Origin of the sequence: Pseudomonas helleri (genome assembly GCF_009600315.1) — a bacterium.
Classification (GTDB): domain Bacteria; phylum Pseudomonadota; class Gammaproteobacteria; order Pseudomonadales; family Pseudomonadaceae; genus Aquipseudomonas; species Aquipseudomonas helleri_A.
The window spans coordinates 1-26,952 of sequence record NZ_WIWC01000014.1 but is presented as its reverse complement, the minus strand read 5'-3'; the positions used below and the strand labels follow the sequence as shown (position 1 = coordinate 26,952).

The 26,952-nt window shown below is 57.1% G+C and carries 18 protein-coding genes and 1 pseudogene; 5 read left to right on the top strand and 14 right to left on the bottom strand.

The window, feature by feature from the left end; genetic code table 11:
• Window positions 1-14 precede the first annotated feature (14 nt).
• The 9 genes and pseudogenes from GHN86_RS10915 to GHN86_RS10875 form a co-directional block, all read right to left on the bottom strand.
• Window positions 15-1,700, bottom strand: coding sequence for an alpha-keto acid decarboxylase family protein (locus GHN86_RS10915; RefSeq protein ID WP_153386560.1), 1,686 nt, complete (start codon window positions 1,698-1,700; stop codon window positions 15-17).
• Between the two features lie 339 nt (window positions 1,701-2,039).
• A complete protein-coding gene (pelG, locus tag GHN86_RS10910; RefSeq protein ID WP_153382470.1) occupies window positions 2,040-3,413 on the bottom strand; it encodes an exopolysaccharide Pel transporter PelG in 1,374 nt (457 codons plus the stop codon).
• The gene (pelF, locus tag GHN86_RS10905) at window positions 3,414-4,928 is read right to left on the bottom strand and encodes a GT4 family glycosyltransferase PelF (RefSeq protein ID WP_153386558.1); all 1,515 of its coding nucleotides are present in this window, start codon (window positions 4,926-4,928) and stop codon (window positions 3,414-3,416) included.
• Entirely contained in the window at window positions 4,925-5,914 is a 990-nt protein-coding gene (locus tag GHN86_RS10900) for a HEAT repeat domain-containing protein (protein WP_153382474.1), read from the bottom strand. Before GHN86_RS10900 ends, pelF begins: the two co-directional genes overlap by 4 nt.
• Window positions 5,892-7,259 (bottom strand): PelD GGDEF domain-containing protein, encoded by a 1,368-nt coding sequence (locus GHN86_RS10895; RefSeq protein ID WP_228389612.1) that lies wholly within the window; start codon window positions 7,257-7,259, stop codon window positions 5,892-5,894. Before GHN86_RS10895 ends, GHN86_RS10900 begins: the two co-directional genes overlap by 23 nt.
• Window positions 7,260-7,264: 5 nt before the next feature.
• The gene (locus GHN86_RS10890) at window positions 7,265-7,783 is read right to left on the bottom strand and encodes a penicillin-binding protein activator LpoB (protein ID WP_153382476.1); all 519 of its coding nucleotides are present in this window, start codon (window positions 7,781-7,783) and stop codon (window positions 7,265-7,267) included.
• Window positions 7,784-7,811: 28 nt separating this feature from the next.
• Window positions 7,812-11,389: pseudogene (locus tag GHN86_RS10885) on the bottom strand (tetratricopeptide repeat protein).
• On the bottom strand, window positions 11,367-14,180 hold the full coding sequence (locus GHN86_RS10880; RefSeq protein ID WP_153386556.1) for a bifunctional glycoside hydrolase 114/ polysaccharide deacetylase family protein: 2,814 nt from the start codon (window positions 14,178-14,180) through the stop codon (window positions 11,367-11,369). The pseudogene GHN86_RS10885 and the gene GHN86_RS10880 overlap by 23 nt, the downstream one beginning before the upstream one ends.
• Before the next feature lie 63 nt (window positions 14,181-14,243).
• Window positions 14,244-15,176, bottom strand: a complete 933-nt coding sequence (locus tag GHN86_RS10875) for an NAD-dependent epimerase/dehydratase family protein (RefSeq protein WP_153386554.1) — start codon at window positions 15,174-15,176, stop codon at window positions 14,244-14,246.
• Window positions 15,177-16,071: 895 nt separating this feature from the next.
• Here GHN86_RS10875 and GHN86_RS10870 point away from each other — a divergent pair.
• From GHN86_RS10870 to GHN86_RS10855, 4 genes are all read left to right on the top strand, one after another.
• Window positions 16,072-16,545 carry a hypothetical protein gene (locus GHN86_RS10870; protein ID WP_153382484.1) on the top strand — a complete coding sequence of 158 codons (474 nt, stop codon included), beginning with the start codon at window positions 16,072-16,074 and terminating at the stop codon, window positions 16,543-16,545.
• 96 nt (window positions 16,546-16,641) lie between these two features.
• Complete coding sequence (locus GHN86_RS10865) at window positions 16,642-17,721, top strand: chemotaxis protein (protein ID WP_153386552.1); 1,080 nt, start codon at window positions 16,642-16,644, stop codon at window positions 17,719-17,721.
• Window positions 17,722-17,797: 76 nt separating this feature from the next.
• A complete protein-coding gene (locus GHN86_RS10860; RefSeq protein WP_153386550.1) occupies window positions 17,798-19,420 on the top strand; it encodes a hypothetical protein in 1,623 nt (540 codons plus the stop codon).
• Window positions 19,399-19,728 (top strand): YkgJ family cysteine cluster protein, encoded by a 330-nt coding sequence (locus GHN86_RS10855; RefSeq protein WP_153386547.1) that lies wholly within the window; start codon window positions 19,399-19,401, stop codon window positions 19,726-19,728. Before GHN86_RS10860 ends, GHN86_RS10855 begins: the two co-directional genes overlap by 22 nt.
• 22 nt (window positions 19,729-19,750) lie before the next feature.
• Here GHN86_RS10855 and GHN86_RS10850 read toward each other — a convergent pair whose 3' ends face one another.
• On the bottom strand, window positions 19,751-20,626 hold the full coding sequence (locus GHN86_RS10850; protein WP_153386544.1) for a helix-turn-helix transcriptional regulator: 876 nt from the start codon (window positions 20,624-20,626) through the stop codon (window positions 19,751-19,753).
• Window positions 20,627-20,744: 118 nt separating this feature from the next.
• Here GHN86_RS10850 and GHN86_RS10845 point away from each other — a divergent pair, with 118 nt between their 5' ends.
• Window positions 20,745-20,996 carry a hypothetical protein gene (locus tag GHN86_RS10845; protein ID WP_153383049.1) on the top strand — a complete coding sequence of 84 codons (252 nt, stop codon included), beginning with the start codon at window positions 20,745-20,747 and terminating at the stop codon, window positions 20,994-20,996.
• A 173-nt stretch (window positions 20,997-21,169) separates the two neighbouring features.
• Here GHN86_RS10845 and GHN86_RS10840 read toward each other — a convergent pair whose 3' ends face one another.
• The 4 genes from GHN86_RS10840 to GHN86_RS23410 all read right to left on the bottom strand — a co-directional run.
• The gene (locus GHN86_RS10840; RefSeq protein WP_153386542.1) at window positions 21,170-22,081 is read right to left on the bottom strand and encodes a transporter; all 912 of its coding nucleotides are present in this window, start codon (window positions 22,079-22,081) and stop codon (window positions 21,170-21,172) included.
• A gap of 64 nt (window positions 22,082-22,145) precedes the next feature.
• Window positions 22,146-24,113, bottom strand: coding sequence for an alkyl/aryl-sulfatase (locus GHN86_RS10835; protein ID WP_153386533.1), 1,968 nt, complete (start codon window positions 24,111-24,113; stop codon window positions 22,146-22,148).
• Between the two features lie 189 nt (window positions 24,114-24,302).
• Entirely contained in the window at window positions 24,303-25,517 is a 1,215-nt protein-coding gene (locus tag GHN86_RS10830) for a hypothetical protein (protein WP_153386532.1), read from the bottom strand.
• Window positions 25,514-26,952, bottom strand: a 1,439-nt coding sequence (locus GHN86_RS23410) for a hypothetical protein (RefSeq protein WP_194286547.1), incomplete at its 5' end; no start/stop codon positions are given. The genes GHN86_RS23410 and GHN86_RS10830, both read right to left, overlap by 4 nt.

Below are 26,952 nucleotides of genomic sequence, written 5' to 3'. Positions count from 1 at the left end.
AAACGCTGTGTATCTCAGCGGTCAGGCATGGGTGGACGGGCGTTTGCAATCGCAACCTGATGGCCCCAAGACAGCAATTCGGGCGAGCAGTCGTCCCGTTCTATGACGCATTCGATCAGAGTAGGTCCGTCACTGTTGGCGAGCGCTGTCTCAATGGCCTTCGCCAGTTCGCCGCCTGTGGTGGCTCGAAGGCCCCGACCTTTACCATCTTTTGCATTGAAGGCATCAATGAGACCCGCGTAGTCCCAATTCTTAATATTGTTATAGGGGCCGTCGTGGATTTCGACCTCAATCGTATAGCCACTGTTATTGATCAAGAAAATGATCACAGGTAGCTTGCGTCGGATCATTTGCGCCACTTCCTGCGCTGTCAGCTGGAATGACCCGTCGCCGACAAGTGTTATGACGCGCCGCTTGGGCGCGCCGACCGCATACCCAAAGGAAGATGGCACCGACCAACCGATATGCCCCCATTGCATTTCAATCTCAAAACGCGCGCCGCCAGGTAAGGCCAGTTTCATCCCGTTGAACCACGAATCGCCAGTTTCAGCAAAGACGGTCGTCTGGGCATTAACCATCGGGCCCAACTGCCGCACAATTTCCGCACGCATAAGCCTGGCGCTGGGGTCTGCTGCCTTTTGGACAGTCGGCTGTGGTCGCTGGCGCTCATACTCGACTCTGGTTGAATCACGTTTCACGACCTTCTTGGCCAATGCCGAAAGAAAATCGCGCAGGTGGATGCGACCGAAATCGTGACCTTCGAAATAGGCGCGCTCGATGTCGGCGTTGAGCACGTTTGCGCCAGCAGGTATAGCTGTCCAACCCACTGTTGCGTAGTCATTTAGCACTGTCCCGATTGCGACCACGCCATCGGCCCAATCGACGATCTCGCGCGCTCCCGGCGAACTCACCTCACCCCAATAAATGCCGGCAAATTGCGGGTGATCCTCGGGGAAAAAACTTTTGGCGGCGGCCATGACGACTACTGCACAACCAAGGGCATTGGCAAGGTCTACCGCTGCACTCTCGGCGCCTGCAGCGCGCAATTTGCTACCGATCAATATCACCGGTTTTTGTTTGCTTGCCATGAACGCAGCCGCAGCGCTGACCGCCGCTTCCAGCGTCTCAGCGTCACTGGGCTCCGGACACAAGACTGCACTTATGGGGCCAGGAGCGGCGCAAGGTTGATTCGAGAGATTGCAGGCGATCTCAATATAGGCAGGCTTTCTCGCTCTTAATGCCGAGCGAATGGCGTGATCGATCAGTGCTGGCGCATCGATAGCCGAAGTAATCGATACTGCAGCACAGGTGATGCGCTTTGCCATTTCGAGTTGGTAGGTAAAATCATGCGTGCCGATGGTGTGGTGGAGTATGTGCTGCGAACCATTGTCATTGCTGTTGGGTGCGCCCGAGATCAGGATCACGGGCAGGTTTTCCGCGTAGGCGCCTGCAAGTGCATCAAACGCTGATATAGCACCGACGTTGTAGGTCACTACCGCAGCTGCCGCACCGTTTGCCCGCGCATAACCTTCAGCGCTGAAACCGCAGTTCAGCTCATTGGAGCAATAGACCTGAACCATGTCTTTGTTGCTCAGTAGCTGGTCGAGTAGTGCGAGGTTATAGTCACCCGCCACCGCGAAATGGTGTTTGAGACCGATTTGCGAAAGGCGTGCGGCTAAATAACTTCCGACTGTATACATTGACTGCTCTCTTGGGGGCAGGACGATAACCCCACGCTGGGATTTGAGAAGCCATCGAATGATTGGCTTTCAGAGAGTAGGTCTAAAAAGAGGGGTGTCAAGCTGCGGCCAGTGGCTAGAAATCTGCTCATTAACCACCCGCAAAATCGTGCGCGACCTCGGCCATTCCTTGCCTGACTTCGCTTTGCCCAAGGAGAATCCGCCCCCTCCTGCCAGACTCAACCAAGGCCAGCTATTTCCAGTCTCTAGAACAGCAATAGTGGAACGTCCTGTGCGCTGCGGTCAGCGGCGATTGGAACGGTCTGACACTCCCCTGCACCGTTCCGCCCGCCCACCCCGTCACCGCGATGAAAGCATAAAGGTGTCGTACTCCAAATCCTGTAGTGCCGTGCTCAGTCTGTGCAACCCCAACAAGACGCAAATCAGCAGCGAGAGGGTGAAGCCGTAACCGAAGAAGCTTGGGCCCAGGTACATGCTCAGTAGCGTCAATGCGCCGTTCAACACCGCAAACAGTACGCACAGTTCAAGCACCACGGTGCGTTTGTCGAGGTAGAAGAACACGTTGAGCAGCGCCATGAATACCACCTGAATGCTGACGCCGATCAGATCGATGTAGAACAGTGGCAGGTAGTAGCTGGAGATGCCCAGCCATTCGAGCAAGCGCGGGGCGAACAGGAACAGCAGCACCACCGTAAGCCCCTGCACTTTGCAAATTTCCAGCAGGCCCTGGCGAATCGACAAGGTCATCTCGGTTTTCAACTGACCAATATGCTGCAACGTTTCGCCGTCGCGAATGGCCCGGAACAACCGGTCGTACCATTCGGCGAAGTCGGTTTCAATGCGCACCAGGAACACCGCCATGCCGGGGATGATCGCCAGGTAGGCGAGGAAGATCGGCAGGTCGTAGAGGATCGAGGCGCGCAATGGGCCCACGATGGCGTGGGAGGTGCCAGGGTTGAACCAGAACAGAAACTTGTCGATCCAGATGCCGCAGTTGTAGAAGAAGCCGGTGGCCAGCAGGCTGAGAAAGACCTGGCGACGCTGGAGGAAGTCGAAGGCGATGAGTTTTTCCGCACGGTATTCGCGCAAGATGTCGTAGAGAAACAGGAACAGCAGCGTGCTGTGCCCGATCAACAAGGCCAGCAACAGGCCCGGCATCTGCAGGAAGCTGAGCAGGTACGCGCTCGCTACCATCAGCGTGTAGCCCACCAGCATGACCAGCAAAATGCGGTTATAGGCTTTCATCCCCGAGAGGAAGATGATCACCAGCCACAAGTTGCACAGCACCACAAAATTCGACAGCACCAGCACCCGATAGATCAGCGGCTGGTCGAACAGCAAGCCCAGCACGATGATGCCCAGTACACCGGCCGCGATGGTGACGAGCAGCAAAATGCCCAGCAGGTTGGGCAGAATCTGATCGTATTTTTTCTCAAACAAGCGGTCCGACACGAACCGGGTGAAGAACAGTTGCAAGCCCCCGGTGAGGATCAGCGAGGTGGCCATCAGGTAGGTCACCGTGACCAGAAACTGTCCAACCAGAACGTTGGGCAACAACAAGCCCAGGCTGATAATCCCCACCAACATGACGCTGATGATCGATAACACCCACGGACCGGAGCTGATCAAGCCGGCATACACGTAAGCGTGCAAGGTCGCCGTGTAGGAGTCGCGCGAAAGGATTTTGCGCAGTTCGAAGCCAATACCGGCCATTTAACTGTTCTCCATGGCAGCTTTATACAAGTCGCGATAACGCTGCAGCATCAAGGCTTCGGTGTAATAACGAGTGACTCGCAGCAAGCCGCTGGCCTGTGCGGCCTTCCAGCGTTGCGGGTTGCGTAGCAGCTCAAGAATGGCGGCAGACGTGGCCTGTGGGTCAGCAATGGCCACCACGTTACCGGCAAGCCCAAGGTCGCGATCCTCAGCGTTGGCGCCTTCGATCAGTTCTCGGCATGAACCCACGTCACTGGAAACCACCGGCGTACCCGCGGCCCAGGCTTCGAGTATCACCAGCGGCTGCGCTTCACTGATCGAGGTCAGTACCATCAACCCCAACTGGGGCAGGATGTCCTGAATGCGCTGGAAGCCAAGGAAATGCACTTTGCCCTCCAGACCCAGACTGGCCATCAGGCTGCGGCATTCGCTGACATATTCCGGGTCTTCTTCTTCGGGCCCTACAATCCAGCCCTCCGCCTCAGGCATAGCGCTGATCACACCACGCATCGCCCGCAGGAACGTTTTGACGTCTTTGATCGGCACCACTCGCCCAATCAGGCCTACCACCGGATTGATGCCCGGGGCTCGGGCTTGCAGGGCTGCGGTCCATTGAGGAAGGTCGATGCCGTTGGGAATGATCTGCGTGCGGGCGGGGTCAGCGCCGTCTTTGATCTGCCGCTGACGGTTGCCGTCGTACAACGCGATGATGTTATCGGCGCTGTTGTAGGTCAGTTGGCCAATGCGCTCGAAGAAGCGCACCCACAACGTACGGATGTAACCAGAACCGGCGTCCAGGCTGCTGTTCAGCGCTTGACCGGAGCTCTCGGCGATCCAGCTGGCCTGGGCCAGGTCGATCTTGCGCTCTTTGGTGTAAATCCCATGCTCGCTCAGCAGATAGGTGCAGTTCCAGCGCTGTTTGAGAATGCAGCCCAGGAACCCGGCGTAACCGGTGGAAATCGAATGCAGCACTCGCGCACGGGGCATGTTGCGCGATGCCTCGGCGAGCATCAGCAACGGCGATTGCATCGAGCGCAGTGTCCAGAAATAGTTGACGAAGGACGGGTCGGCACAATGCTGCCGATAACCCTCGCTCAACACCTCCCAACTGGCGCGGCTGCGCAATACGTCGTCAAGGGTCATGTGGCCCTGCGCCATGCGTTCGAGCATGCGCTCGCCCAATGGGCGGGCGGGCGCATCCGGGTGATGCAGGAAGCGGTACAAATCTTCAAGCTGCTGCTGATCGGCCTTGCGGGGTTCACCCCGCATTTGGGTCAGACGCGTTGCGTCTTCGAGAAACACCTCTTCGATGTGGACGACATTCGACGGCACTTCGTATCGACGCTCTGAATACGCCGAACGTTGCCCGCCGATGAACATCACCGAAAAGGTTAAATCCGGCAAACCGAGAATCATTTGATGAATCCAGCTCGATACTCCGCCACGCACGTACGGCCAAGTGCCTTCGAGCAGCAGACAGATGTCGGCCGTCACGGCCTCTTCCTTGTGGTTCATGTCCAACTCCTCACCAGCTCGGCAAAACGGGGACGCTGACGGGTTTTCTCGGGAAGTTTGGCGAGCAATTGGGGGATTTCATGGTAACGACCGGCCTCGAATGCCAGCTCCGCGTGAAAGGGCAGCACCTGAGCAGCGCCCATGCCGTTCTCCTGAGCCTGATGCAACAGCACTTCGGCGCGTTCGACATCCCCTCGCTCCAGCGCAATGCGCCCGGCCAATAAATACAGCTCACCGCCCTCGCCCGCTTGTAAGCCTTTTTCGGCATGTTCACTGGCCTGATTAAGTACGTGCTCCAGCACACTGCCTTGCGCCAGGCCAAGGTACGCCAGCTCCCAATACCAACGCGCCAGCGTGGCATGCAGCGCACCTGCGCTTTTGGCCGTCACACCGGACAACTCACCCAGTGCATTCTGAATGTGTGAGTTGATGTCGCTTTCCTGCTTGTCGAGCATGGAGTACGCCAGCAGCCGCACGTCATCGCTGGGATCGCCCAGCGCCAGCTTGAGGATCGGCACCGCATCCTTGCCGGGCATGCGCCGGGTTGCCAGCAATGCAGCCAGCCGCTGATCCGGGTCCGGCGCGTGACGCAGCACGTCCTGCAAACCGCCATCGGCAAAAATGGGTGAGTGGTGCTGCAACTGCGCGCGAAACGGCAGGCTCGGAATTCCGACAGCTTGCCAGGCTTGCTTATTACGTTTGCGCGGCAGGTAAAGCGCGGGGAATATCGCTGCGACCACCCCAATAGTGCCGATGACCGGCACAAAGAAGGCCAGGCTGAAAATAAACAGCGGGCTCCACGGCAACGGCATACGGTAGCGTTCCGGCAATAACAGCCATACCGCTGCGCACAGCAATACACACGCCAACCCATGGCTGAGGGTGAACACCAGCAATTGTTGTAACTGAGGCGCCTCAAGCCACAAACTGGCCCAACTGCCCGCCTCCAGTAACAAAGCCCCGCTAAACAGCCACTTGCTGATCATTCAGGCCACACTCGTTGAACAGGAAGTTACGCAGCCCGTTGCGATCACAGCCAGGCTCCAGATTAAAAGGCAAGACCCGCACGCCCAGACTTTGCATGTCACTCTCAATCCCGAAGTGCTCATGCAACAACACATTGATGCGCGCCAGATAACCTTCGGTGCCTTGTGGGCTGGTCAACGGCAACAGCACCAGCAGCAGATGGTTATCACGGTTGTTACGCACCGGCAGGTGCAGGTCCAGACCCCGCTGGCTGCGCTCAAGCAGTCGCGTCAGTTCATCGTTGTGACGGGTCAACTCAAACGCAAACAGCCCGGCAGGCAGTGTGTGTTGCTCAACGTCCATCAGCGATCGTTTGAGTTGCAAGGTGAATTGCTGGGCATCGGCGTCAGGCAGTTGCAGCACGTGCGGATCACGGCGCATCAAGTCGGCAATGTGTCCGCCCAGCAGCGCCAACAGGCTCAGGGTACGGTCCTGAAAGGCGAAAAAAGGCATCTGTCTGACCGCCAGAATCGCCAGCAAGCGACCCTCGGCGTCGATCAACGGAATGCACGCCTGCAAGGATGAAAACTGCGAGTAATTACCCGAATCGATCAGCTCCTGACGCACGCTGACCAGCTCGCCGCGCTCAAGGCACAATTTGACCAGACCGTCTTCGGTGCCCAGCGGTCCCATCACGCCGATCATTGCCAAGGGCTCTGGCAAGACATTCTCTTCACGCTCGTCAACACGGTACAACCCGGCCATGCGCAAGGCGCCGTACTGACCCAGTATTGCCACGATCGGCTCTGCCAGCGCGCTCAGTGCATCGCCCGCGTCCGGCAGCAAGCGCAGGTTTGCGCGCAAGCCCAATAAGGAACTGCGCAGGCTCTGGTCGCTACCGGCTACGCGTTGTTCCAGTAAATCGTGGGAAACCCGCAGGATTTGGTGAGCGCGAGTGAACTCGTCCAGACGGTACTGACGATATTCGTTGGCCATTTGCAGCCGCTCAAGGCGGCGCATCCACAAGTCGCGAACCTCGCCCACCAGCATGCCGCAGACCAGAACGCCGACGATAAACGACGGTTCCAGCTCGGCGTAACCTTCAAGCCCCCGATAGCGCAGGACCAACACCGCCAACACCAACAAAGCGGCACTGACCAGACCGCGTACAAAACCGTAACGCACACCTACCAGCAGCGGCGCCAGAATCGGCCAAGGGAAACCCGCGTGCATCTGCAACGGGTCTTCAGGCGTTAACCACAGCCCGAGGCCGATGGCCAAACCCGTCACCAATATCGTTTCCAGCCAAGACACCGGGCCGCTGGCGCGTGGCGCCAGGCTGTAATCCATGTGTGGAGAGTTCATTGCATTCACTCGAATCGAAGGGCGCCAACAAGTTTATCGAGCACCGTTTGAGCAGTACCCGCGAGGCTTTCACGGGACCAACCGGCGCGCGCGCCGCTTTTGCTCCAGAGCACTTGACCGGTACGGGCTTCGAGCACACGCAGGCTGATACCTACCGCCGGCTCACCGTCCAGACCGTTCTTGTATTGCCACTCTTCAACGCTACCGGCGACCACATAATCAAGCTTTTGCTGACGCGCCCAATCGAGGGCCACGGCCAAACGCTCGCTGTCATCCATCAAGGCTTGCTCGCCCTGAGTGCTGGCCGGGTAAACCTGAGGACGCAGGCCGTGCTCGCTGAGCACACTGAGCAAAATCTGCTCGCTGCGCTCACCGGCCTGCGGGGTCTGCGAATAGTTGACCATTGGCACAATGCCCCACTGCGCATCGCGCGACAGTTTCGGGCTGGCATCGTTGGTGAAGCTGGCGCAGCCGGCGACGAACAGGACGGCCATGGCCAAACCCAAATTACGAATTACTTGCATCGGTATTTCTCCCGTAGACATTCCATGATCAGCGTCCAAAACGCACGCCGTAGCTCACACCCAGAGTTCCACCAGCTTTACCGTCCCCACCTTGTGGTGCGGATTGGTAGCCGAAGGTCAGGGCCAGTTCGTCATCACCCAGCACTTCGAAGCCGATCCCGGTGTTGATGCCGTAGTTAAATGTTTGATCAAACCATTGCCAGCCCGCGGTCACGTCTACCAGCCAGGTGTACTGTGGCTTGGTGCGTACCAGCGCACCCGGAATTCCCCGGCGCCAGGAGCTGCCCACATAGAGTTGGCCGTAGCGGCTTTGCAGCAGGTCGCTGGCGACTACGTTGACGGGGTCATCCGAACCCTTGACGTTGGTCACCGCGCCGCCATTTGCGAAGGCCAGATAATCCAGCGTGGGGTTCTTCACATTGTTGTGCTGGTAATCGACACCGCTGCGCACGGTCCAGTTAGGCCCGGCGAATTCCAGCGTGTGGTTGAGTTCAAGCTTGAATGCCTGACCAGTGCCGAGGTTGTCACCGGCACGGGTTGAAAAGGATTTTTGCGCCACTTCCCAACTGAGCTGATCGCGGGCGGTCAGGCCATGGCGACCCCCTACCCACACAGCGTCGTGTTGACCGAAGGCGCGCATCAGCCCGCTTTCCTCACTCTTGCGGTGCCAATCCAAACCAAGTTCGATGACATGACTTGGGGTCAATTGCCAGCTGCGGGAAATGCCCAAGCCGTTGCGGTCATCGTCTTTGCGCTGGCTGGTGTCGGCGAACAGTTTATAGCTGCCACTTTCCACCGAACGCTGCAAGGTCAGCGCTGCGTTACGCTCTTCGCCAATTCGCGAAGACTTGATGGTGTCTCCACTGTATTTGCCTTGCTCCACCTCCAGATTGGCGTACCAGTTGTCACCCAGGTTATGGGCGATCTGCAGGCGTGGGCCACTGAAATCGAGGCCGCCATAATCCTGTTCCTGCCAGGAAATCTGAGCGCCTTGTGGTGTAGCTTCATGGATTTCCACAGCCTGAAGTCGCAATTGCTCGCGCACCGCCATAGGCTGATCGTCGCCGAGCGCGGACAAGCTGACGTCGAGCGCTTCACCCAGACGGCCCAGACGACTGAGGGCCTGAGCACGCTGCGCCGGGTTCAAGTCGGTTCTTGCCAGCAACGCTTCAATCTGCTCTTTATTACGGCTGCGCAGCGCCTCTTCAATGAGCTCATATCGTTCGACCTTCAGGCCCTGACTGCGCGCCCATTCCAGCCACTGGTCTTTCTGCGATTGCTGATTGGTCGCATCGAGACTCGCCAGCAAACGCCCAAACCACAGGTTAAGCATGGCCGGCGAACCATCCTTCCACTTCGACACTTCGCGCAGCGCTTTGCCGGGTGAATAGCTGCTCGCCATCAGGCGTAACCAGGTCGCGTAACGCTGTGACGACGGTTGAATGTTTTCCCCTTCGGGGCTGCGCAGCAATTTCAAACGCAGACGCTGAGCGGCGTCCACATATCCGGCGCTTTCGAGTGCATCGGCATACGCCGCCTGCACCAGCCAGTCATTCGGGCTGGTCTTGAGGTACATCCGGTACCAGGCCAACGCTTCGCTATCACGCCCCAGCATTTGGCTGGCACTGGCGAACGGCAACCACAAAATACGGTCTGCACGCGCCTGCGCCCGCCATTGAGTAATCAGCGGTTTGAGTTTGCCGATATTGGCCTGATCGATGTAAAGCCAGACCAGACGCTCGCGGAACAGATTGTCGTCAGGGAAACGCTCCAGGCCCAGCAAATACAGGCGCTCGGCCTCTTCGCCTTGCCCTTCGTTAAAGGCCAACGCGCCGCGTACTGCCAGCACCTGCGCCTGCTCATAGGCGTTCGGGTACTGCTCGGCCTCTTTGAGCAGTGCAACGACTTGTGGCCAGTCCTGCAACTCCTGCGCTTGCTGCAAGGCTTCGACCAGACGTTGCGGATTTTTGCCATGCTTCCAACTGGCAACCATCAATGCCAGAGCACGCTGAGGATCGCGGGTGCGATACAGGGTGATCAGTTGGCTTTCGTCGCCACTGGTTAGCTTGCCGTCGAGGGCGAGCATTTTTTCCAGCGACACGCGCAAGTCTTCATCGCGTTCCAGGTCCCACGCCACAGAAGCCCGAGCGCGCCAGTAATCCGAGTCAACGATCTCTTCGTCGGCAGCTTGCACCACACCCCATGCCGCTTCGTAATCGAACAGCTTCAGGTACGTGTTGGCCCAATCGACCTGCTCTGTGGTGGTCAGTTTGAAACGTTTCGAATAATTCTGATAAACCTCGGCCTTGGCCGCGAACTGTCCGGTATTTTCAAGGCTCTGCAACAGGCGCGACCATGCCAGACGATGCATCGGATAGGTGCGCAAGTAGGCACGCAACCACGCTTGAGCTTCGGCGGGCGTGCCGCGCGATTCATGCCCGTAGATCAGCGCATCAAGCTCGACATTGGTGAGCATGCGCTGGTGCATGATGTCGCCCAGCAACGGAATTGATCGATCAAAGTCGAACTGCTGACTCGCCAGATGCCACGCGTGTTCGCGAGTCGCCGGGTCTTCTTTGAGCGCCAGCAGTTGAATCCAGTACCCCAGTGCCACCGGGTTATTGCCTGCCACTCACCAAGATGCGCCATTTGCTCAAGCAGCGCCTGATCGTCGGGGTGATCAACCACTAGCTGCTGGCCGGTTTCCCATGCGCCAGCGAGATCACCAATGGCCAGGCGCACGTGGAACGCTTTCAACGCGATATGGGGATTGTCCGGCTGCAACACTTGCCATTGGTTGAGCACGCGCTGGGCCAGAGCGAAACGCTTGTTCGCCACTGCGACATCGACACCCTGTTCCAGCCACGCCGCATCGGTTTGCGGGTTGTTGAGCAGCGGCAATTCGTCGGACAGCACTTGGGCGGCACCGTCTCCTTGACCCGCAGACAACAGGCCATTGAACGCCAGTTGCGCATATTTGCGCCGCTCGGCGGCCTCTTGACTGTCACGTCTGAGCTGCAAATAGATCTGCGCAGCACGCCCCGGCTGTTCGGCCGCCATGTACCACTGCGCAGCGGCTTCGAGTGACTCGTTATGCAGCGCGGGGTCACGGTCGGCAATCTCTTCGTAGACACCGGCGGCAAACGCCGGAGCCTGTAAAGTCAGCGCCAGTTTCGCCAGTTTCTGCAACAGAGGAACCGGCAGCTTGCGGTGGTCGAAGCTATTCAAACGCTCCATCAACGCTTGCTGAGCAATCAGATCGTTACTTTTTGCCGCGACCAGTGAATCCAGTTCAATCCGGTAGTACGCCTGGGTTTCCGGCTGCGGTTTGGGCCAGGCCTCCAAATGTTGACGGGCCTTGGTGTACTCACCCAGACGAATCAACAGGTCGACCAGCTGGATACGCAAATGATCGTCATCCGGGTGGGCTGACAGTAACAACTCGGCATAGTTGGCCGAGACGGCATCCGGCTCACGGCCATCGGGCTGGAACACTTCTTCGCGCTGGAACGTCGTCCAGAGCAGGCCCCCTACCGCCACCGCTACCACCGCCAATGCCCAGGGGTTGAGCAGGCGGCTATTTTTAGTTACAGACGAGCTGGCCATTACTCACCTGCTTCATGGGTAATTGAAAAGTCCACAGACCGGCAGATGCCTTGCCTGTAAAACGCTGTCCATCCACTTCCACCCGGCAAGGACTTGCCGAGCGTACCGAGAAGGTCAGATCGAACTGACCGGCAAAGGAAAAGTTCACACGCTGATCATCCAGGTAACGCCATTCCAGCAACGGCAAATTGGCTTCCTCAAGCGCCGGTCTGCCGTCCCGATCAGGTCGCAGAACCAGCAACGCGCGGTCGCTGCTCAAGTGCACATAGCGGCCTTGGGGCAAATCGCGTACGCCGGCAATGCCTTGTGAGCGCGACAGATCCGGCCAGCCCATTTGCGAATCGAGACGAACGGTGCGCAACCCGTCCATGCCGCGAATTTGCCACGCACCGTCGGCGGTGCGCGCCATGCTGGCCTGGTACAAGCCATGCAAACGGTCGAGGTAGTCGCTCATCCACATTGACATGGGGTGCTGCTCGCGCATAAACCCGTAGATGTCATGCATCGCCTTGATCGACGCCTGCTTGGTGCTCGAATAAAAGTGGTAGTAGAGGTTCAGACCGCGCAGACGGCGTGGGCTGTCTGTCAGTTGAAAGGTATCGATCACCTCGTGAAAACCGTAGTACGGGCCTTTCCACAGGTTGGTGTACAAGTTCTCGTTAATGATCGGCGCGTAGTATTGCAAGCCACCTTCGGTGGGCCGCAGCAGCGGGTTCAGGCCGGTCAACGACGGATTGGCCTTGGTCATCATGGTCTCGGCGCCGTTGACGTTTTTCAGCCCGGCATCGTAGGCCAGCTTGAGTGTCGCCGCCGATGGCAAGGCGTCACCCGGCCAGAACACCATCTTCACCGGTTTTTCGGGGGTGGTCAGGTGTTCATTGATGTAGTCCCGGGAGCCAAAAATCTCCCGCTGAAAATCAATCTTGTCGTAACCCGGTATCGCCATGTTCAAGCCATATTCGGGCTTGAAATTCTCGCGCTTCATGGCCTTCTCTGGTTGCATGAAAAACGGATGGCTAAAGGTGTGGGTCGCTACTTCAACTTTCGGGTTGGCAAAAATTTCACGGGCGATTGGCTCCAGCTCACGGGCCAGATACGGGTACATGCCGCGCGGTGAAATTTCTCCTTCGACGATCGATACCGAGGTCAGAAACGGGTTGGGCTTAATGAAATCTTCAAGCGTGTGCCGACCCGCGTAGGGGGTGCCACGCACCTCAGCACGGGACGGGAAGCCGTCGCCATCAATATGGACCGTTGCAATTCGACGGCCGTTTTCCGTGGTGGTGTCCGGACGCGGCTGCACCGGCAGGTGCAAACTGGCCTGAAGAAACGCAAACGGATCAAGAATCCAGCGGCTGCGCTCGTTGTTCACTTCAAGGATATAAGGTGCAAGTGCAAGCCCACCCCATTCGCCCACCACCACCGGGGTGTAGACCTGCCCGGCGGCGTTGGTCAGCGATAAAACGGGCGTCGGCCCGTTTGGCAGCACTGAAACGGCAGTCAGGTCGCGCGACCTGGGCATCACCGGTGCTTCAAACGCACCGATCAGCGTTTTGTCCTGATGGGTAATGGTCAATGCCTGAATGCCTGGCGACACATCGCGTTCCAGACCAAAACGCTTGAGCAGAACGTTGTCTTCGATGGGCAACCCGCCGAAAAACACCACCGGGACCTGTTCGTCGAGTCGCTCGCCAATCCAGCGGTTGAACGCCGGGCTGTCCTGTGGAGGGCCGCTGGTCATCCAGGTCACGACACCGGCATACAGACCGCTGAACGCGTAGCTGGGCATGGCGCTGGTGGTGGGCAGGTAATCGACGCGATAACCCAGGTATTCCAGCAAACCGCCGAGCAAACTGTGGCCAGCGTTATCCGCCAAATCACCTTCGCGTGGATCGTAAACCAGCGCAATGCGCCGAGGCTGAATTTCAATGCTGCTGATGCCCATCGAGTTCAGGTCGGGCGTGCCAATGTAGGGGATGAAGCCTTCCTCACGCAGACGCTTGGCCAGCTTGCGTGCTTCTTCGCGACGCTCTGGCGGCAAGTAGTCAATGGCGACCAAAGGAATGCCTTTGGCACGCAAGGGTTGCAGGAAAGTCTCGAGCCATTGGCGATCGGATTCAGACACTGGACGGTAACGCTTGGTGGACGCATCCCAACCGGCGTGAATGGACTCAACCGCAACCGCTGCCGGCACGCCGTCGAGATCGGGCAGGACTTCAAAACCTCGATTGAAAAACAGTTTCAGCGTGGGTTCGCGCTGGTGCAGTTCACGCAGGAAACTGGCGAGGGCGACACGCTGAGATTCACGCGAGGCTTCGGGCAGCAACTGAAAACTGTCGAGCGTATCGAGGAACAGGCCGCTATAGCCCTGAGCTTGAAGGTCCTTGGCAGCGCCGAACAAATGTTCGCGCCAGGCGGGTGCCGACAAGTCCATGACTTGACTGTCCCACGAGTCATTGCGCACAGGGCTGACGGCTTGATTCAAACCGGCCTTCTCAATTTCAGCCTTGGTACCGCTGAATTCGCCCACGGACAAGTAAGCGAATGGCTGGCTGCCTAACTTGCGCAGGGTTTTGACGTCGCCCCGGGTCATGTGTCCCGGCTCGACCACCGACCAGTCGAACTGGGCCAACTCGGGAATCGGCGGTTGGTCTGCGTACCAAAAAGCCACGCTGGTGGGTTGAGGTAATGATGCAGCCTGCACGGCCGGAACGCTGACAAACAGCGCCATTGCAGCTAACAGCCGTTTAGCGGCCGAGCGCAGACGCGTCCTGCGAAAAACAATTTCCATAACTCACTCTTAAAGGAAACGAACCGGAACAGCCTGCACACTGAAGGTGTGGAATCGGCGGGATTACAAACTGCGCAAAAGCTGTGCTAGACCGTCGCCAATCGAGGTCGGAGCCGCAAGCTTGAAGCGCTCAAGCAAGCGCGAATTGTTGGCGCGCGAGTGGCGGATGTCGCCCTGACGTGCCGCCTGATAGGTCACTGCCATAGGCGTGCCCGTGGCGTCGGCCAGTTCAGCGATCAAGTCATTGAGGCTGGTAGAGCGACTGAGCCCGACATTCACCGCGCCGGGTTTCGGGTCGCTCGCTTCTACAGCCTGAACCAGGATGCTGACCAAGTCCTTTACGTAAACAAAGTCACGGGTCTGTTGGCCGTCGCCGAAAATCGCCACGGGCTTTTGCGAAATCGCACGCTCGGTGAAGATGCTGATCACACCGGAGTACGGAGAGGAAGGATCCTGGCGCGGGCCGAAGATGTTGAAAAAACGCAGGATTACCGGCTCAAGACCATGCTCACGACGGTAAAAATCCAGATAGTACTCGCTGGACAACTTGTCGCTGGCATAAGGGGTCAACGGTGATTTAGGGGTGTCCTCGTCGATCGCCGAGCCTTCACCATTGTTGCCATAAATCGCAGCGCTGGAAGCGAACACCACACGCTTGATCCCGGCGTTCAACATGTGTTCGCACACGTTGAGGGTGCCCACAAAGTTGCTTTGATGGGTGGCGACCGGGTCATCCACTGACGCTTGCACTGAAGCCACCGCCGCCAAGTGCACGACTGCGCTGCAATCGCGCATAGCCTCTTCGACAACCGCACTGTCCGCAACATCACCGACAATCAGGTTCAAATGGCCATTACCTACCGGCAAATTGCCGACCTTACCGGTCGACAAGTTGTCCAGCACTCGGACTTTGTAGCCCTTGGCCAGCAATGCTTCAACGAGATGAGAGCCAATAAAGCCCGCACCGCCGGTGACCAGAATTCGTCCATCAAGCATTAGTTCTTCCTGAAGTTCAGCGGATACTGTCGTTAAAAACCGCTGGCAATGGCTTTGTTAAATTGTTGTTAAGCCTTGTATCGCGCTTAACGCATATCGCTCTACTACGCGCATGACCGTAATTAAATAGAGAGAAAACTCTAAATAAAAATTGGCCATGCCGAAAGAAGATTGATGGCGCTAGGCCACTAAATCGCCGCAGATAATGTGAGAATGGACAGTAACTGTCAATAGTTTGTCAAAATAACCGCCATACGGTACAAAACCCGAACAGTCGCCACTTTTTTGACGTCATTAAGTTATTGATTCGTTAACTTTACTTTTTATCGACTAAAACGTTTCCGCTATGGGCATCACACTCTATGGCACTGTCGCTGACATTAACTTAGCGTTAGTCCTTATCCCATAAGTCCTGTGCTCTAAATGGCATGTCTTAGCAACCGTACTTTGGTATTAAGCTCACACTTGCTCGGGACAGTGCTTAGACCGTAATGACTGCTGAGCACTGTTTGAGCCATTGACCAAAATGACAAATAAGCAAGGGCCGCTACTTATACACAGTGTTCCTTAACGCAGCCTAAACGGCGCTCTTGCACCCGAATTTTAAAACCCAACTTATTCAAGAATCCGCCCAACCTGACGATTCGCAGACAACCGGTTTAATTGTGCAAGACGGGATGCCACGACGGTTTCATTTAGCCTTCCCTGCGCGCCCCTTAAAGCCGTAAAGCCTGGAGAAAGCAAAGCTTTACGGCTTTTTATTGCCCGGGTTTTCCCACCTCGCCACCCACATTCCAAACTGACGAACGGTATTTAATTTGGCACCACCATTGCACTGATGGCTTATAGCCATATACTGCCGCTCAAATTTTTTTGTTTGAACAGGGAGCGATCCATGGGCGTCAAGGTGTATGAAGGTGTTGTAGAGCGTACGAGTAACGCGACCGTCTTGAACGGAAGAGTCACCCGCTACGAGTTCATCGAAATCGGCGGCCAGCGCGTGATGAATGTGCAAGCAAGCAACCTGATCGACACGTTTATCAACGTGGGCGATGACATTGCCATTGGCTGTGAAAAGGGCTGGTTTGGCCCGCATAAGGTGTGCGCGATACGCGAACCTAACGGACGAATCACCAAAGAAAATCTGGCCGCCTTCATCATCGTCGCACTGATCATGTTCGGCTGCGGCATTGTGTTGGCATTGATTCCCATGGTCCTCGCCTTCGGCTTTATGTCCCCCGGGACTGTGGTGACCCTTTGGGTGGGTTTCGCAGCAGGTTTGGCCTATCTGGTGATGAAAAACCTGTTCAAGGCACGCAACGCATTAGACGCGCTGCCAAGCAAGAAACCCGTCGTTCAGCCCGCCTGATAACGCTGAGCCGCCGTGAGCAGTCGCTGCTCGGCGGCCATTGATCCTCTATTACCCCCACTCGAATTCAGATCATCGATCAAAAAGGATATTGATATGCCGCTTCCACTCATTCTGGGTGCTGCCGCCTTGGTCAGTGCCGCCTACGGTGCCAAGAAAGGCTACGACGGTTACCAGAAACACTCGGAAGCCGACGATGTCGTCAATGCAGCCAAGCTGCGTTATGACAATCAGAAAGCGTCTTTTGATACGCAGGAAGACAAAACCACATCCGCCCTTGTGGTCCTGGGCAAAAAAGAGCTGCTGATCGGCCAGCGTTTTGATGAGTTCAAGACGTTGGCGGATAAGTTGCTTTTGCAACTTAATAGCGGGCGCCAGGACAAGCTGGTCATCAATATCCCTAAGCATAAGCTGCAGACCATCGAGAGCTACAGCTATACGGCTATCGGCGTGCTGGGCTCGGCAGCAGGGGCTGGGGCTGCGGGGGCTGCGGCAGGCTTTGCGGTGTATGGCGGCGTGATGGCCTTGGGTGCGGCGTCCACCGGCACGGCCATCTCGTCACTGGCGGGGGTTGCCGCAACCAACGCCACCTTGGCCGCGCTGGGCGGCGGCTCACTGGCAACAGGTGGCATGGGCATGGCGGGCGGTACGGCTATTTTGGGCGCAGCAGTGGCCGGGCCTGTCATCGCGATCGCTGGCTGGGCTTATAACAGCCATGGTGAAGAAGCGCTAAAGAACGCTCGCAAGATCAATCTTGAAGTGAACCAGGCCGTCGACAAGTTGGCGAGGGCGATCATCCAGCTGGGTAAAACCTACACCTATGCTCACAGCATCTGGGACACACTGAACACGCTGTTCGACACCTTCAATGAATACTTTGAAGGCCTCAAGAGCATGGAATATGTGCTCAAGGACGCGAAAAGCCGCAATGCCGATGTGCAGGTGGAACTGGCCAAGTTCAGCGACTCAATCATGCGCAATGTCGAAAACGGATATGCCTTGGCCGCGATCATGGTCAACATCATCACCACCCCGTTGTTCAAAGTAAAAAAAGCCAATGGCCAAGTGGTCACGGACAAAGACGGTGTGCCGGTCATGGAAACAGACGCTTACGACTCGATGATTTTGAACAGCAGCAAGCTGGATGAAGTGCTGCGCGAAGCCAAAGCCGCTTAACCCCGTAGAGATTACGTTTGAAGGGAGGATGCCTGTCTCTCCCTTTTACCGACTGCCTTCGTTTATGGACGCCATCATGCACGCTGCTGCGCAGGATTACCCTTGGGCCGAAGAGCTCGAGAAGACTATGGTCACCAGCCTTGTCACGAGTTTTGGTCTGGATTTTCTTCTTTTCAAGGACAAGGTCGGCGGGAATGTAGACACCACCCTGAATGTGCGCAAAGGCATTTGGGGCACCGAGCAAGAAAAGCTGCGCTATGAGCAGCGTGGGGATTACGACTCTACGCCCTACCATCAGCACAAGAATTACAAAGCCACCGGCAAGGATGACAAGGCCAGCCATAAAGAAGGCGTCCTGCATGACCCCTACCGCAACACCACGCTGGGGGCGGGGGAGTCGCGAAATCTGGACCATGTGATCAGCGCCAAGGAAATTCATGACGACGCGGCACGCGTGCTGGCCGGACAGGACGGTGTGGCGTTAGCCAATCAGGACAGCAACCTGCAATCGACCCATGAGACGGTCAATAAATCGAAGAAACAAACCTCTATTGATGACTACTTGAGCAAGCTGCCTACTCTCATCAGCCAGCATGAAGCCACGCTGACCAGAGACACGGCACGCCTGAACGCGGCACCGCGCACTACACCCGAGCAGATTCACAAGGCTCAGATGCTTGAGGACAAAATCCGCAAGAATCAGGACAAAATCCGCGAGCTCAAGGCCATCGACCCCGAACAAATGCGCAAGCGCGATAAAGCCGCCCGCCAGCCTTACGACCAGCAGATCGATCACGCGTACTACACCAGCAGCAAGTTCTTCAAGCAGACGGCTTCTGCCTCGGGCCTGGCTGGCGTCGCGATGGGCACCCGGCAGATGCTGGGGCTGGTCATGGCTGAAGTGTGGTTTGAACTGCGCGACCAACTGCCTGCGATGCTGGAGAAGATCAAAGACAAATTTGACCTTGAAGGGTTTATCAGCAGCATCAACACCACCTTGCAAGGCATCTGGCAACGGGTTCAAGCACGCTTTCAGGACTTTCTGATTGCGTTTAAAGACGGGGTTTTCGCCGGTGTTCTGGGCAGCTTGACCACGACACTGTTCAACATTCTGGCGACCACTCAAGCCCTGGCCATCAAGATCATTCGCGAGATCTGGGGGCAACTGGTCAGCGCCATCAAACTGCTGATTTTCAATCCCGAGCAGTTGGCATTTGTGGACCTGTGCAAAGCCGTGACGTCGCTGCTGTCCATTGGCTCGGCAACGGTGGTGGGTTCAGTGGCTTATGCTCAACTGTTGCCCTTTTGCAGTTTCCCGTTCGGTGGCGAGCTGGCGGCGTTTGCCAGTGCGCTGGTGACGGGCGTGGTCACGCTGGGGTTGAATTACTTCATGCTGCACAGCCCCGTGGCCCTGAAACTCTGGGTATTTATCGCGTCGGTCATGCCCCATGCCGGCATGCTCCACAACTTTCAGGCCATCAACACCGAGCTGGATCGCTACCTGGGCGAGCTGAACGCGCTGGAGTTCAATCTGGATGCGGATGAGCTGGAGGATTTTTCTCGGGAATTGATGGCGTGTAACGACGAACTGCAGCGCAGTTCGGTGCTAAGGGCAGAAGTGGAAAAGCGCAATATTGCGCTTCCTTTCGAGATGGGTAACGCCGCCAGCACGCGCTCATGGCTGGCGTCGCTGGCCTAGCCTTGAACACCTTTCCCTGCACCCAATGCGGCCTGTGTTGCCAGAATGTCCATCTGGCGGCTGAAACCCGATACCTCGATCGCGGCGATGGTACCTGCACGCATTACAGTGAGTTAACCACAGGGTGTTCGATCTACGCTGAGCGACCCGACATTTGCCGGGTCGATCGGCAGTTCGCACTGAATTACGCGCAACAGTACAGTTGGCAGACGTTCGTGGAGCTCAACCTTCAGGTCTGCCGTCTTCTGGCTGAACAGGCCGCAGTGCCTGCTCAGCGGATTCGGCTGGTAGACGATCCCGATCTTTGAAAATGGACGATTCAGGCAGGCCTCAGTCGTACAGCCAGGGTTTAAGTTCCTTCAAGTTGGCCACCACAATTTGCTGCGCCTCGGGCCGCGGGTTCAGATTTTTCGGGTCGATCTGGTATCGGTGCAGGATGTATTTGACTAACGCCTGTCGGCTGGGGATTTCCAGCTTGCCGTCGATCATCCCGAAGTCGGTCTGAATAATGTCTTTTTGCGCCGGGTTCAGGCGCTCATCCGGAGTGATGATGACGCAGACTTTATTGTTCCAGTCATCATCGCCTGCGATACCGTTCTGCGTCTCATCGTCACGTAACTCGGGAACCCCGCGCAAACGACTGAGTACGAAGTCGCGGTAGCTGCGGTTTTTCTCGCAATAGGCCCGCACGTGCCATCTCATGCCGGTGTAGATCAAGGTGTGTGGCGCAATGGTGCGCCCTTCTGGCTCGGGCGCGTTAAGCGACACATAGTCAATGTCCAGCCTCAAACGTTCACGGCAGGCCTTGAGCAGCGGGCGCAATATTTCCGGTTTGATGGAGCGGTCAGGCACTTGCAGGACTTTGGTGTGGGCATAGGCCAACGCCAGCCCTTCGACATGCGGCATGCGCGTATGGGTCTGATTCAGCAGGTGTAAATACGCGCTGGCGCTGTCTTCGATAAACCGTGGCTCGAACCGCTCGGTGGGGACATAGCCCTTGATCTGTTTGTCATATGTAAGATTTTCAGGCGCATGTTCATTGATGTAGGTGTTGATGTCTTTGGAGGCCTGCTGACGACTGATGCCAAAGCTCTGGATCAAGTGCCCCGTCGTCAGGCGCCCTTCCCACCAGGCAACGGTTTCGATCAAACGATAGCGAAGTGCCAGATCCCATCGAACCTGTTTGAGCTGTTGCTCGCGTTTCATGGCCTCTCCATGTGCGTGATTTGTTTACCTGTATAAGTCTACATTCTATACGTGTCGTAAATCACTACATATCATTGTGCCACTTCGGAACTCATCGAAGCATAAAAAGGATGAACACATGACAACGTCGGAAGTGGTGTCAGCAGGCGCTTTGCTGGTGATGGTAGTGGTCGCATTGGTGCTGTTGATTCAGTACCTGAAGCTACAGGACATCTGGCAGATCATTGTTGACTGCAAAACCGCTAACCGCTGGGCAAAGATCTGGGAAGTGGAGAATAAAGAGCTGCGCTCGGCACTGCGCGCCGAAAAGGAACAGGTCGGTCAATTGCAAAGAAAAGTGGCGTTGTTGGAGGCGTTGGTTCCTGCTTAAAGGCGCGTTAGGCGCCCTCCTCTGAAAGCCAATGCCATAACGCCTGCTCATCGTACTCACGAAGAGGCGGCGTTATGGCCCTCCAGACTCTTACGAGCGACACGCCTCGCCTCACTCCACTGCGCCAGTTTGCGGTTGTACAGACTGTGACCCTTTGCGGGTATTTACGCCCTTCACCACACGTACTGCATTCGCACCGTCCAGGTATTCACATCAGGCGAACCGCTACGTTCGGCAACCGTATCGGAGTAGGCAATCAACCCGCCGAACTGGGGCGATAGCATAAAGCCCAGGCTGGCACCCACGACTGTGTTCTCCTGCTTGTTGTCTTGATTGACGCCGTTGATTTTGGTTTCACCTCCTGTGCTGTAGGTGGTGTCCAGCGATGCCCACAACGCCCGATTGAAGGTGTAACTGTAGTGGCCTTCAATGGCAAACAGCGCCTTCTGTTCCAGTTTGTTATCCCCCAGATAGTCATCGTTATCGCCAAACAGCGACACATAGGTGTTTAGCTCAAGCCACGTGGGGCCGATGGGTGTGCCGAATGCCAGTTCGGGTTTGAACACCCAGCGATTGGCGCCGATATTGATGACCCGGTTTTTGTCGTAATCGCCAGTGGGGGTCGTCACCCACAACGCGCCCGTCAGAAACGTTTCCGGCTGCCAGTTGGCAAATTGCTCCTGACTCAGCGCAGGCCCACCGAACACGTTATGCACCAGAACCACCTGAGTGTCGCCGGTGCCACCGTTATGTTTGGTGCCATCGAAGAACCGGGCATTGTCAAAGGACGCGCTGACATCGGCATAGGGCTGGATGATTTGTATCGCTGAGTTGCGGCCATCAACTGCAAATGAACGGGCATAACGCAGAAGGTAGAGGTCGCCCTTGAGCGATAACCCGTCGATGGGCAACGAGGTGTCTATCGGTGTGTTGGAGTCGATCCGGTTGTAATAACCAAAAATCATGTTCAGGTCAGTCGGCAGGTTTTGCCAGTCGCGGGCGTTGTCCGCATGCACCGCGACGGATGACAAACCCACGGTAAAGCCAAGCAGCGTAGCGCTGCACGTGCGTGAGCGAAGGCCCATTGTGCGTCTCCCCTGTGAGTGTATGAGCAAACCCCGGCAACGGTTGCCGGGGTTTCAGTCAGCGTCAGGGAGTGACAATGTCGAACATGGTCGGGAAGGTATCCAGCAACCCCAGCAGTTCCTTGATTTTTTCCGGGTCGCCTTCCACTTTCGCTTTGCCCGCTTCGATTTCCTTGTCCAGTGTCGCCCCGCCCATCATCAGCCCCGCAAAGCCTTCCTTGTCTACGGTGAGGGTCGCGTCAGGCTTATCGAAGACTTTGTCTTTGGTGTAAATCACTACACCATTACGCAGCTCTATCGCGTAGTTTTCGCCATCGGGCTGCTTCCAGTTAAGCAACAGGTGTTTGCCGATGGCTTTCGGGCCATTGAGGCGCACACCCAGGTAATCGAGCATCAGGTCAGGACTCATGGCCGCCACCATGTCGGCACTGGAGGTGGAGATGCCCGGCACATTTGGCACGCCGTTACGCAGCTCATAAGCGCCCATCAGATACTCGTTACGCCAGGTCGGGTTTTCGGTCTGGTAGCCCAGTTGCTCGAACGCATCGGCTTGCAGGTTGCGGGCTGTCTGGTTGGTCGGGTCGGCAAACACCACGTGCTTGAGGACCTCGGCCGCCCAGCGGTAATCACCCTGAGCAATCGACTCCTTGGCCTTGGCGATAATCGCGTCGGCACCGCCCATGAACTCGACGTACTTCTTGCCCGCTTCAACCGGCGGTAACGGGTGCAGGTTGGCCGGGTTGCTGTCATACCAGCCCAGATAACGTTGGTAGATGGCCTTGGCGTTGTGGTTCACCGAACCGTAGTAACCCCGGTTGTGCCACTGCTTGCCGGTGCTGTCCGGCAATTGCAGTTGCTCGGCAATCTCGTTCATGGTCAGCCCTTTGTTCGCCAGATTCAGCGACTGATCATGGATGTACTTGAACATGTCGCGCTGATCACCGAGGAAGCTGACGATGCGTTCCTGACCCCACATTGGCCAGTGGTGTTGGGCAATGACCACATCCACCTGATCGCCGTAAGTGTTGATCGCCTGATTGAGGGTTTTCCACCAGTTGGCCGCGTTGCGCACTTGGGCGCCGCGCAAGGTGTAGAGGTTATGCAGGGTATGGGTGGCGTCTTCAGCGGTGTTGAGCATTTTGAACTGCGGGAACCAGATGAGCATTTCTGAGGGGGCTTCGGTGCCCGGCGCCATCTGGAATTCCATCTCAACACCATCGACGTTGAGTTTCTCGCCGGTTTTGGAAATGGTGTCGGTCGGAGGAATGAGCGTGAACGTGCCCATTGAGGTGGTCTTGCCCAGCCCCGCATCCAGCTGGCCGCGAACACTGCGCGGCAGCAAGGCGCCGTACTGATAAAGCGTGCGACGGCTCATGGCGTTGCCGGCCAGCACGTTCTCGCTCACGGCTTCTTCCAGGAAGCCCTCTGGCGCAATGATCTTGACCTTGCCGGACTTCACATCGTCTTCGCTGACGATGCCTTTGACACCCCCATAGTGGTCGGCGTGACTGTGGGTGTAGATCACCGCCTTCACCGGCTTTTTCGGACGGTTTTTGTAGTAGAGGTCGAGACCGGCTTTGGCCACTTCAGCCGTAACCAGCGGGTCGATAATGATCAGACCATTGTCCGACTCGATAATGGTCATGTTGGACAGGTCGAAGCCGCGAATCTGATAGACCTTATCGGTCACTTTGAACAGGCCATTATTCAAGTTCAGTTCAGCAATGCGCCACAGGCTGGGATTCACCGTATCCGGCGCTTCGCCTTTAATGAAGTCATAGCTGGTCAAGTCCCACGCGGTCTGGCCTTTGGCATCTTTGATGGTCATCGGCACCAGCGTTTCGATAAAGCCTTTTTTGGCGTCCTCGAAGTCCTGTTTATCCGCGAAAGGCAACTCTTTAAGGACTGCTGCGTTGGCCTGACGGGTTTGTTCACTCGCGTCTTTCGGCGCTTCTTTAGGTGCCTCGTCAGCGAAGGCCAGCACACTGTTGAAACCTAACGCCAAGACCAATAACTGAGAACTGAACTTCATCGGAACACTCCTGTGAGATGAATTCGTACGACTCTTTTTGTTGTTGGGACTTTAATGCGGGCAGCCGCAAGCGACCGTGGGTGGAGCATAGACGTAAGGAGATATTTCGCAGGATGAAGCGAATGGACGCCGACAGCAGGTAGAAAGCGGGGGGATGAAGCCCGGCAAGCCGGGCTTCAGGGGCAGCAATCAGTTGGTTTCGAGGGTGTAGCTTTTGCTCACAAACAGCCCGGCGAACAAGGATTTGTCCTCCTTGAAGGTGTAGTCCTCAGTGAACTTGCCTTCGCTGACCAATTTCTGGGCGATGCCACACTCGGAGTCGTTGTGCTTTTTCGCCTTGGCGCCAAAGTCGTTCTGGTAGCCCGAAAGCCCTGTCTGTTCACAGTAACCTTCGAAGTCCTGACGTTTGGTGGCGCTCTGGTATTCCTTGAAACCGTCTTCCAGTTGATCAAAACCTTTATAGGTCAACGAGTAGTTGGCCACTTTGGCTTTGCGGGCAAAGTTTGCGGCGGCATCCGCCAGCACCGACTGCCCCATGGACGTGCTGTAAGCGCCCATGATGAAGCCGCTGTACGCCCCTTTGAGCAACTCCTGCACGTCATCCAGTGGCGGCAAAGTGGCAAATTCAGCTTCGCGGGTAATGCGGCCGGTCTCGCTGCCGTCATTGCGGTGCACCACGACAAACTTCATCTTGCCTTCACCGTCGTCCGAGCGTTTAAGCGTGAAGTCCAGATCAACCTTGACCCCGACATCGCCCGTCGCGGTGCTCAGGAACGCCCCGGCAAAAGGCAGACGAGACACGATGTTGCTGCCCCACGAGTAGTTGGAGTTGACCACTCGCCCATTGGCGTCCAGTTCGGCACGGGGTTGGATTTCATCCGCCACTTCCGAGACCAGCACCACTTCGGAGCCCGCGTGGGAGATGTACGGGTTGGCCATGTCCAGACCTTTGAGCTGGACGCGAATTTCGCCATCCTTGCTGTCACCGGAGCGGCTGATTTTCAGAGAGTCGGCCTTCAGGTACACGCCCCCGGCATTACCACCGCCGGTGCTGGCGTTGAGCAGGTAACGCGACCACCCTGCCAGCCCGGTTTCATTGGATGCACCATTGGCACCGCCGAGCAACGACAACATGCCTTTGAGGAAGCCTTGCGCACCGTTGGTTTGCGCCGCGACCAGACGGATTTCAGGCTCGTCCACGGTGAGGTTGCCGGAGAAGATGGAGTAGGAAACATCCCCTTCGTTCAGCACGTCCGTAAGAAAGAATTGCTCTTTCAGGTCTTCGTAATAGCCCAGTGTTTTCTTTTTACCGGCGCTCGACATCATCGACGCCGTCACCCCGAAGACCACCACAACGGCGGCCGCAACGGCGATGATCGTTTGTTTCTTGTTCAACGCTTTCATAGGGACGAGGCCTCAACTTGGGCAGATGCTTGCTGCCAGGCATTCACAAACTGCTGGGAGACGTCAGGGGTCCAGCTGAAGTCGATTCCGGCGTTCGGAAACTCCTTGGCCAGCACCACACCGAAGGACACGCGGTCCGCGCAGTGATCCTGTGCACACGCCTCGGGGATGCCCGCCGAGTACACGCGGTAAGTTGGAATAGCACGGCCATCCACCAGCGGCACGTAAGGCGTCATGTTGGCGGCATAAAGCACGTACCACTGCTCTTCCAGATCGGTTTCAGCCTGCACACGGCCTTTGCGCGGGAAGTCGATGTCATAGAAATCGCCCCGTTTGCCGGTGACGTGGATCATCATCGGTTCAGCAGATTTGGAGCTCGACGGGTTGAGCAGCACCATCGGTGCCGGGAACGCCACTTTGATCCCGGCCATTTGCGCCAGCGCTTCAGTTTCGCGACCTTCAAAAGCCTTCATGCCGTTTTTCAACTGCTCGTACCGCTCCAGAATGCGGGCGTGCAAGCGGGCTTGTTGTTCCAACTGACGACGGGCTTCGCGCACGCGCAATTCTTCACGGCGTTGGCTGTAGTTGGTGCCTTCGCGTACATCAAAGTAAAACTCGCCGCGGTTTTCACCCATTCGCGTGCGCACGATTTTCAGGTCGTCGCTGGAGCTGTAACCCTCTGGATAGAGCGTGTCCAGGTTCTTGGCGATAAACAGGTTGTTCACCCGCGCGGTGGTCGGCGAGAGGGTTTTGATCAGCTGGAAAATCTCGGTCACGGCCTGCTTGTACTGGACGGGGTCCAGGGCAAACGCTTCGTTCGTTGTGACCGCCACGTAGTACGGGTCGCTGTTGAACGGTGTCAGCACGCGGTAGCGCGAGCGATCAAACGCCAGGTAGACCTTCATGCTGCGGGCCGGGATTTCACCCAGCTCGAACAAGGCCTGATCGGCATTGGGGCTCAGGTACGACAGCGCCTTGCCTTTGACCACAGAGGCCGTCGACTGACCGAACATCAGGCCACTCGGGTGGACGTAGGCGCGGTTCCAGGAGTCGCCGCGGTAGGTGTTGGGGATCGACCAGCGCAACTTGTCGAACTCACCTTCGGCGTACCCGGAGGCTGCGCAAGGCATGGCCGGGGACGAGGCAAACGCGATACTCGGGTCGCTGGAATCCATGGCGGTTTTGCTGAGCAGCCACTTACAGCCTGCGCCGTCAGTGATCGTCATCAGGTTTTTGTTGCCCACGACCAGCGGACGGCCGAAATCAGCCGTAGGGGCTGCGGCAATGGCTGCTTTGGGCGCTTGTGGCGCGACAACAGCAGGCTCGATGCTGACCGGCGCGACCACGGGCGCCGGAGTCGGCGCAGGCGCGGCAACGGGAGCAGGCGCTTGAGCGACAACCGGGGGCGCTACCGGTGCGGGTGCTTGAGCTACCG

Coding starts and splice junctions, on each gene's coding strand:
- GHN86_RS10840 (WP_153386542.1), bottom strand. CDS start 22,081: ATGGGCCTTCGCTCACGCACGTGCAGCGCTACGCTGCTTGGCTTTACC.
- GHN86_RS10870 (WP_153382484.1), top strand. CDS start 16,072: ATGGGCGTCAAGGTGTATGAAGGTGTTGTAGAGCGTACGAGTAACGCG.
- GHN86_RS10855 (WP_153386547.1), top strand. CDS start 19,399: ATGGCTGGCGTCGCTGGCCTAGCCTTGAACACCTTTCCCTGCACCCAA.
- GHN86_RS10895 (WP_228389612.1), bottom strand. CDS start 7,259: ATGAACTCTCCACACATGGATTACAGCCTGGCGCCACGCGCCAGCGGC.
- GHN86_RS10860 (WP_153386550.1), top strand. CDS start 17,798: ATGCACGCTGCTGCGCAGGATTACCCTTGGGCCGAAGAGCTCGAGAAG.
- GHN86_RS10865 (WP_153386552.1), top strand. CDS start 16,642: ATGCCGCTTCCACTCATTCTGGGTGCTGCCGCCTTGGTCAGTGCCGCC.
- GHN86_RS10900 (WP_153382474.1), bottom strand. CDS start 5,914: ATGATCAGCAAGTGGCTGTTTAGCGGGGCTTTGTTACTGGAGGCGGGC.
- GHN86_RS10830 (WP_153386532.1), bottom strand. CDS start 25,517: ATGAAAGCGTTGAACAAGAAACAAACGATCATCGCCGTTGCGGCCGCC.
- GHN86_RS10850 (WP_153386544.1), bottom strand. CDS start 20,626: ATGAAACGCGAGCAACAGCTCAAACAGGTTCGATGGGATCTGGCACTT.
- GHN86_RS10835 (WP_153386533.1), bottom strand. CDS start 24,113: ATGAAGTTCAGTTCTCAGTTATTGGTCTTGGCGTTAGGTTTCAACAGT.
- GHN86_RS10890 (WP_153382476.1), bottom strand. CDS start 7,783: ATGCAAGTAATTCGTAATTTGGGTTTGGCCATGGCCGTCCTGTTCGTC.
- GHN86_RS10880 (WP_153386556.1), bottom strand. CDS start 14,180: ATGGAAATTGTTTTTCGCAGGACGCGTCTGCGCTCGGCCGCTAAACGG.
- pelG (WP_153382470.1), bottom strand. CDS start 3,413: ATGGCCGGTATTGGCTTCGAACTGCGCAAAATCCTTTCGCGCGACTCC.
- GHN86_RS10845 (WP_153383049.1), top strand. CDS start 20,745: ATGACAACGTCGGAAGTGGTGTCAGCAGGCGCTTTGCTGGTGATGGTA.
- GHN86_RS10875 (WP_153386554.1), bottom strand. CDS start 15,176: ATGCTTGATGGACGAATTCTGGTCACCGGCGGTGCGGGCTTTATTGGC.
- pelF (WP_153386558.1), bottom strand. CDS start 4,928: ATGAACCACAAGGAAGAGGCCGTGACGGCCGACATCTGTCTGCTGCTC.
- GHN86_RS10915 (WP_153386560.1), bottom strand. CDS start 1,700: ATGTATACAGTCGGAAGTTATTTAGCCGCACGCCTTTCGCAAATCGGT.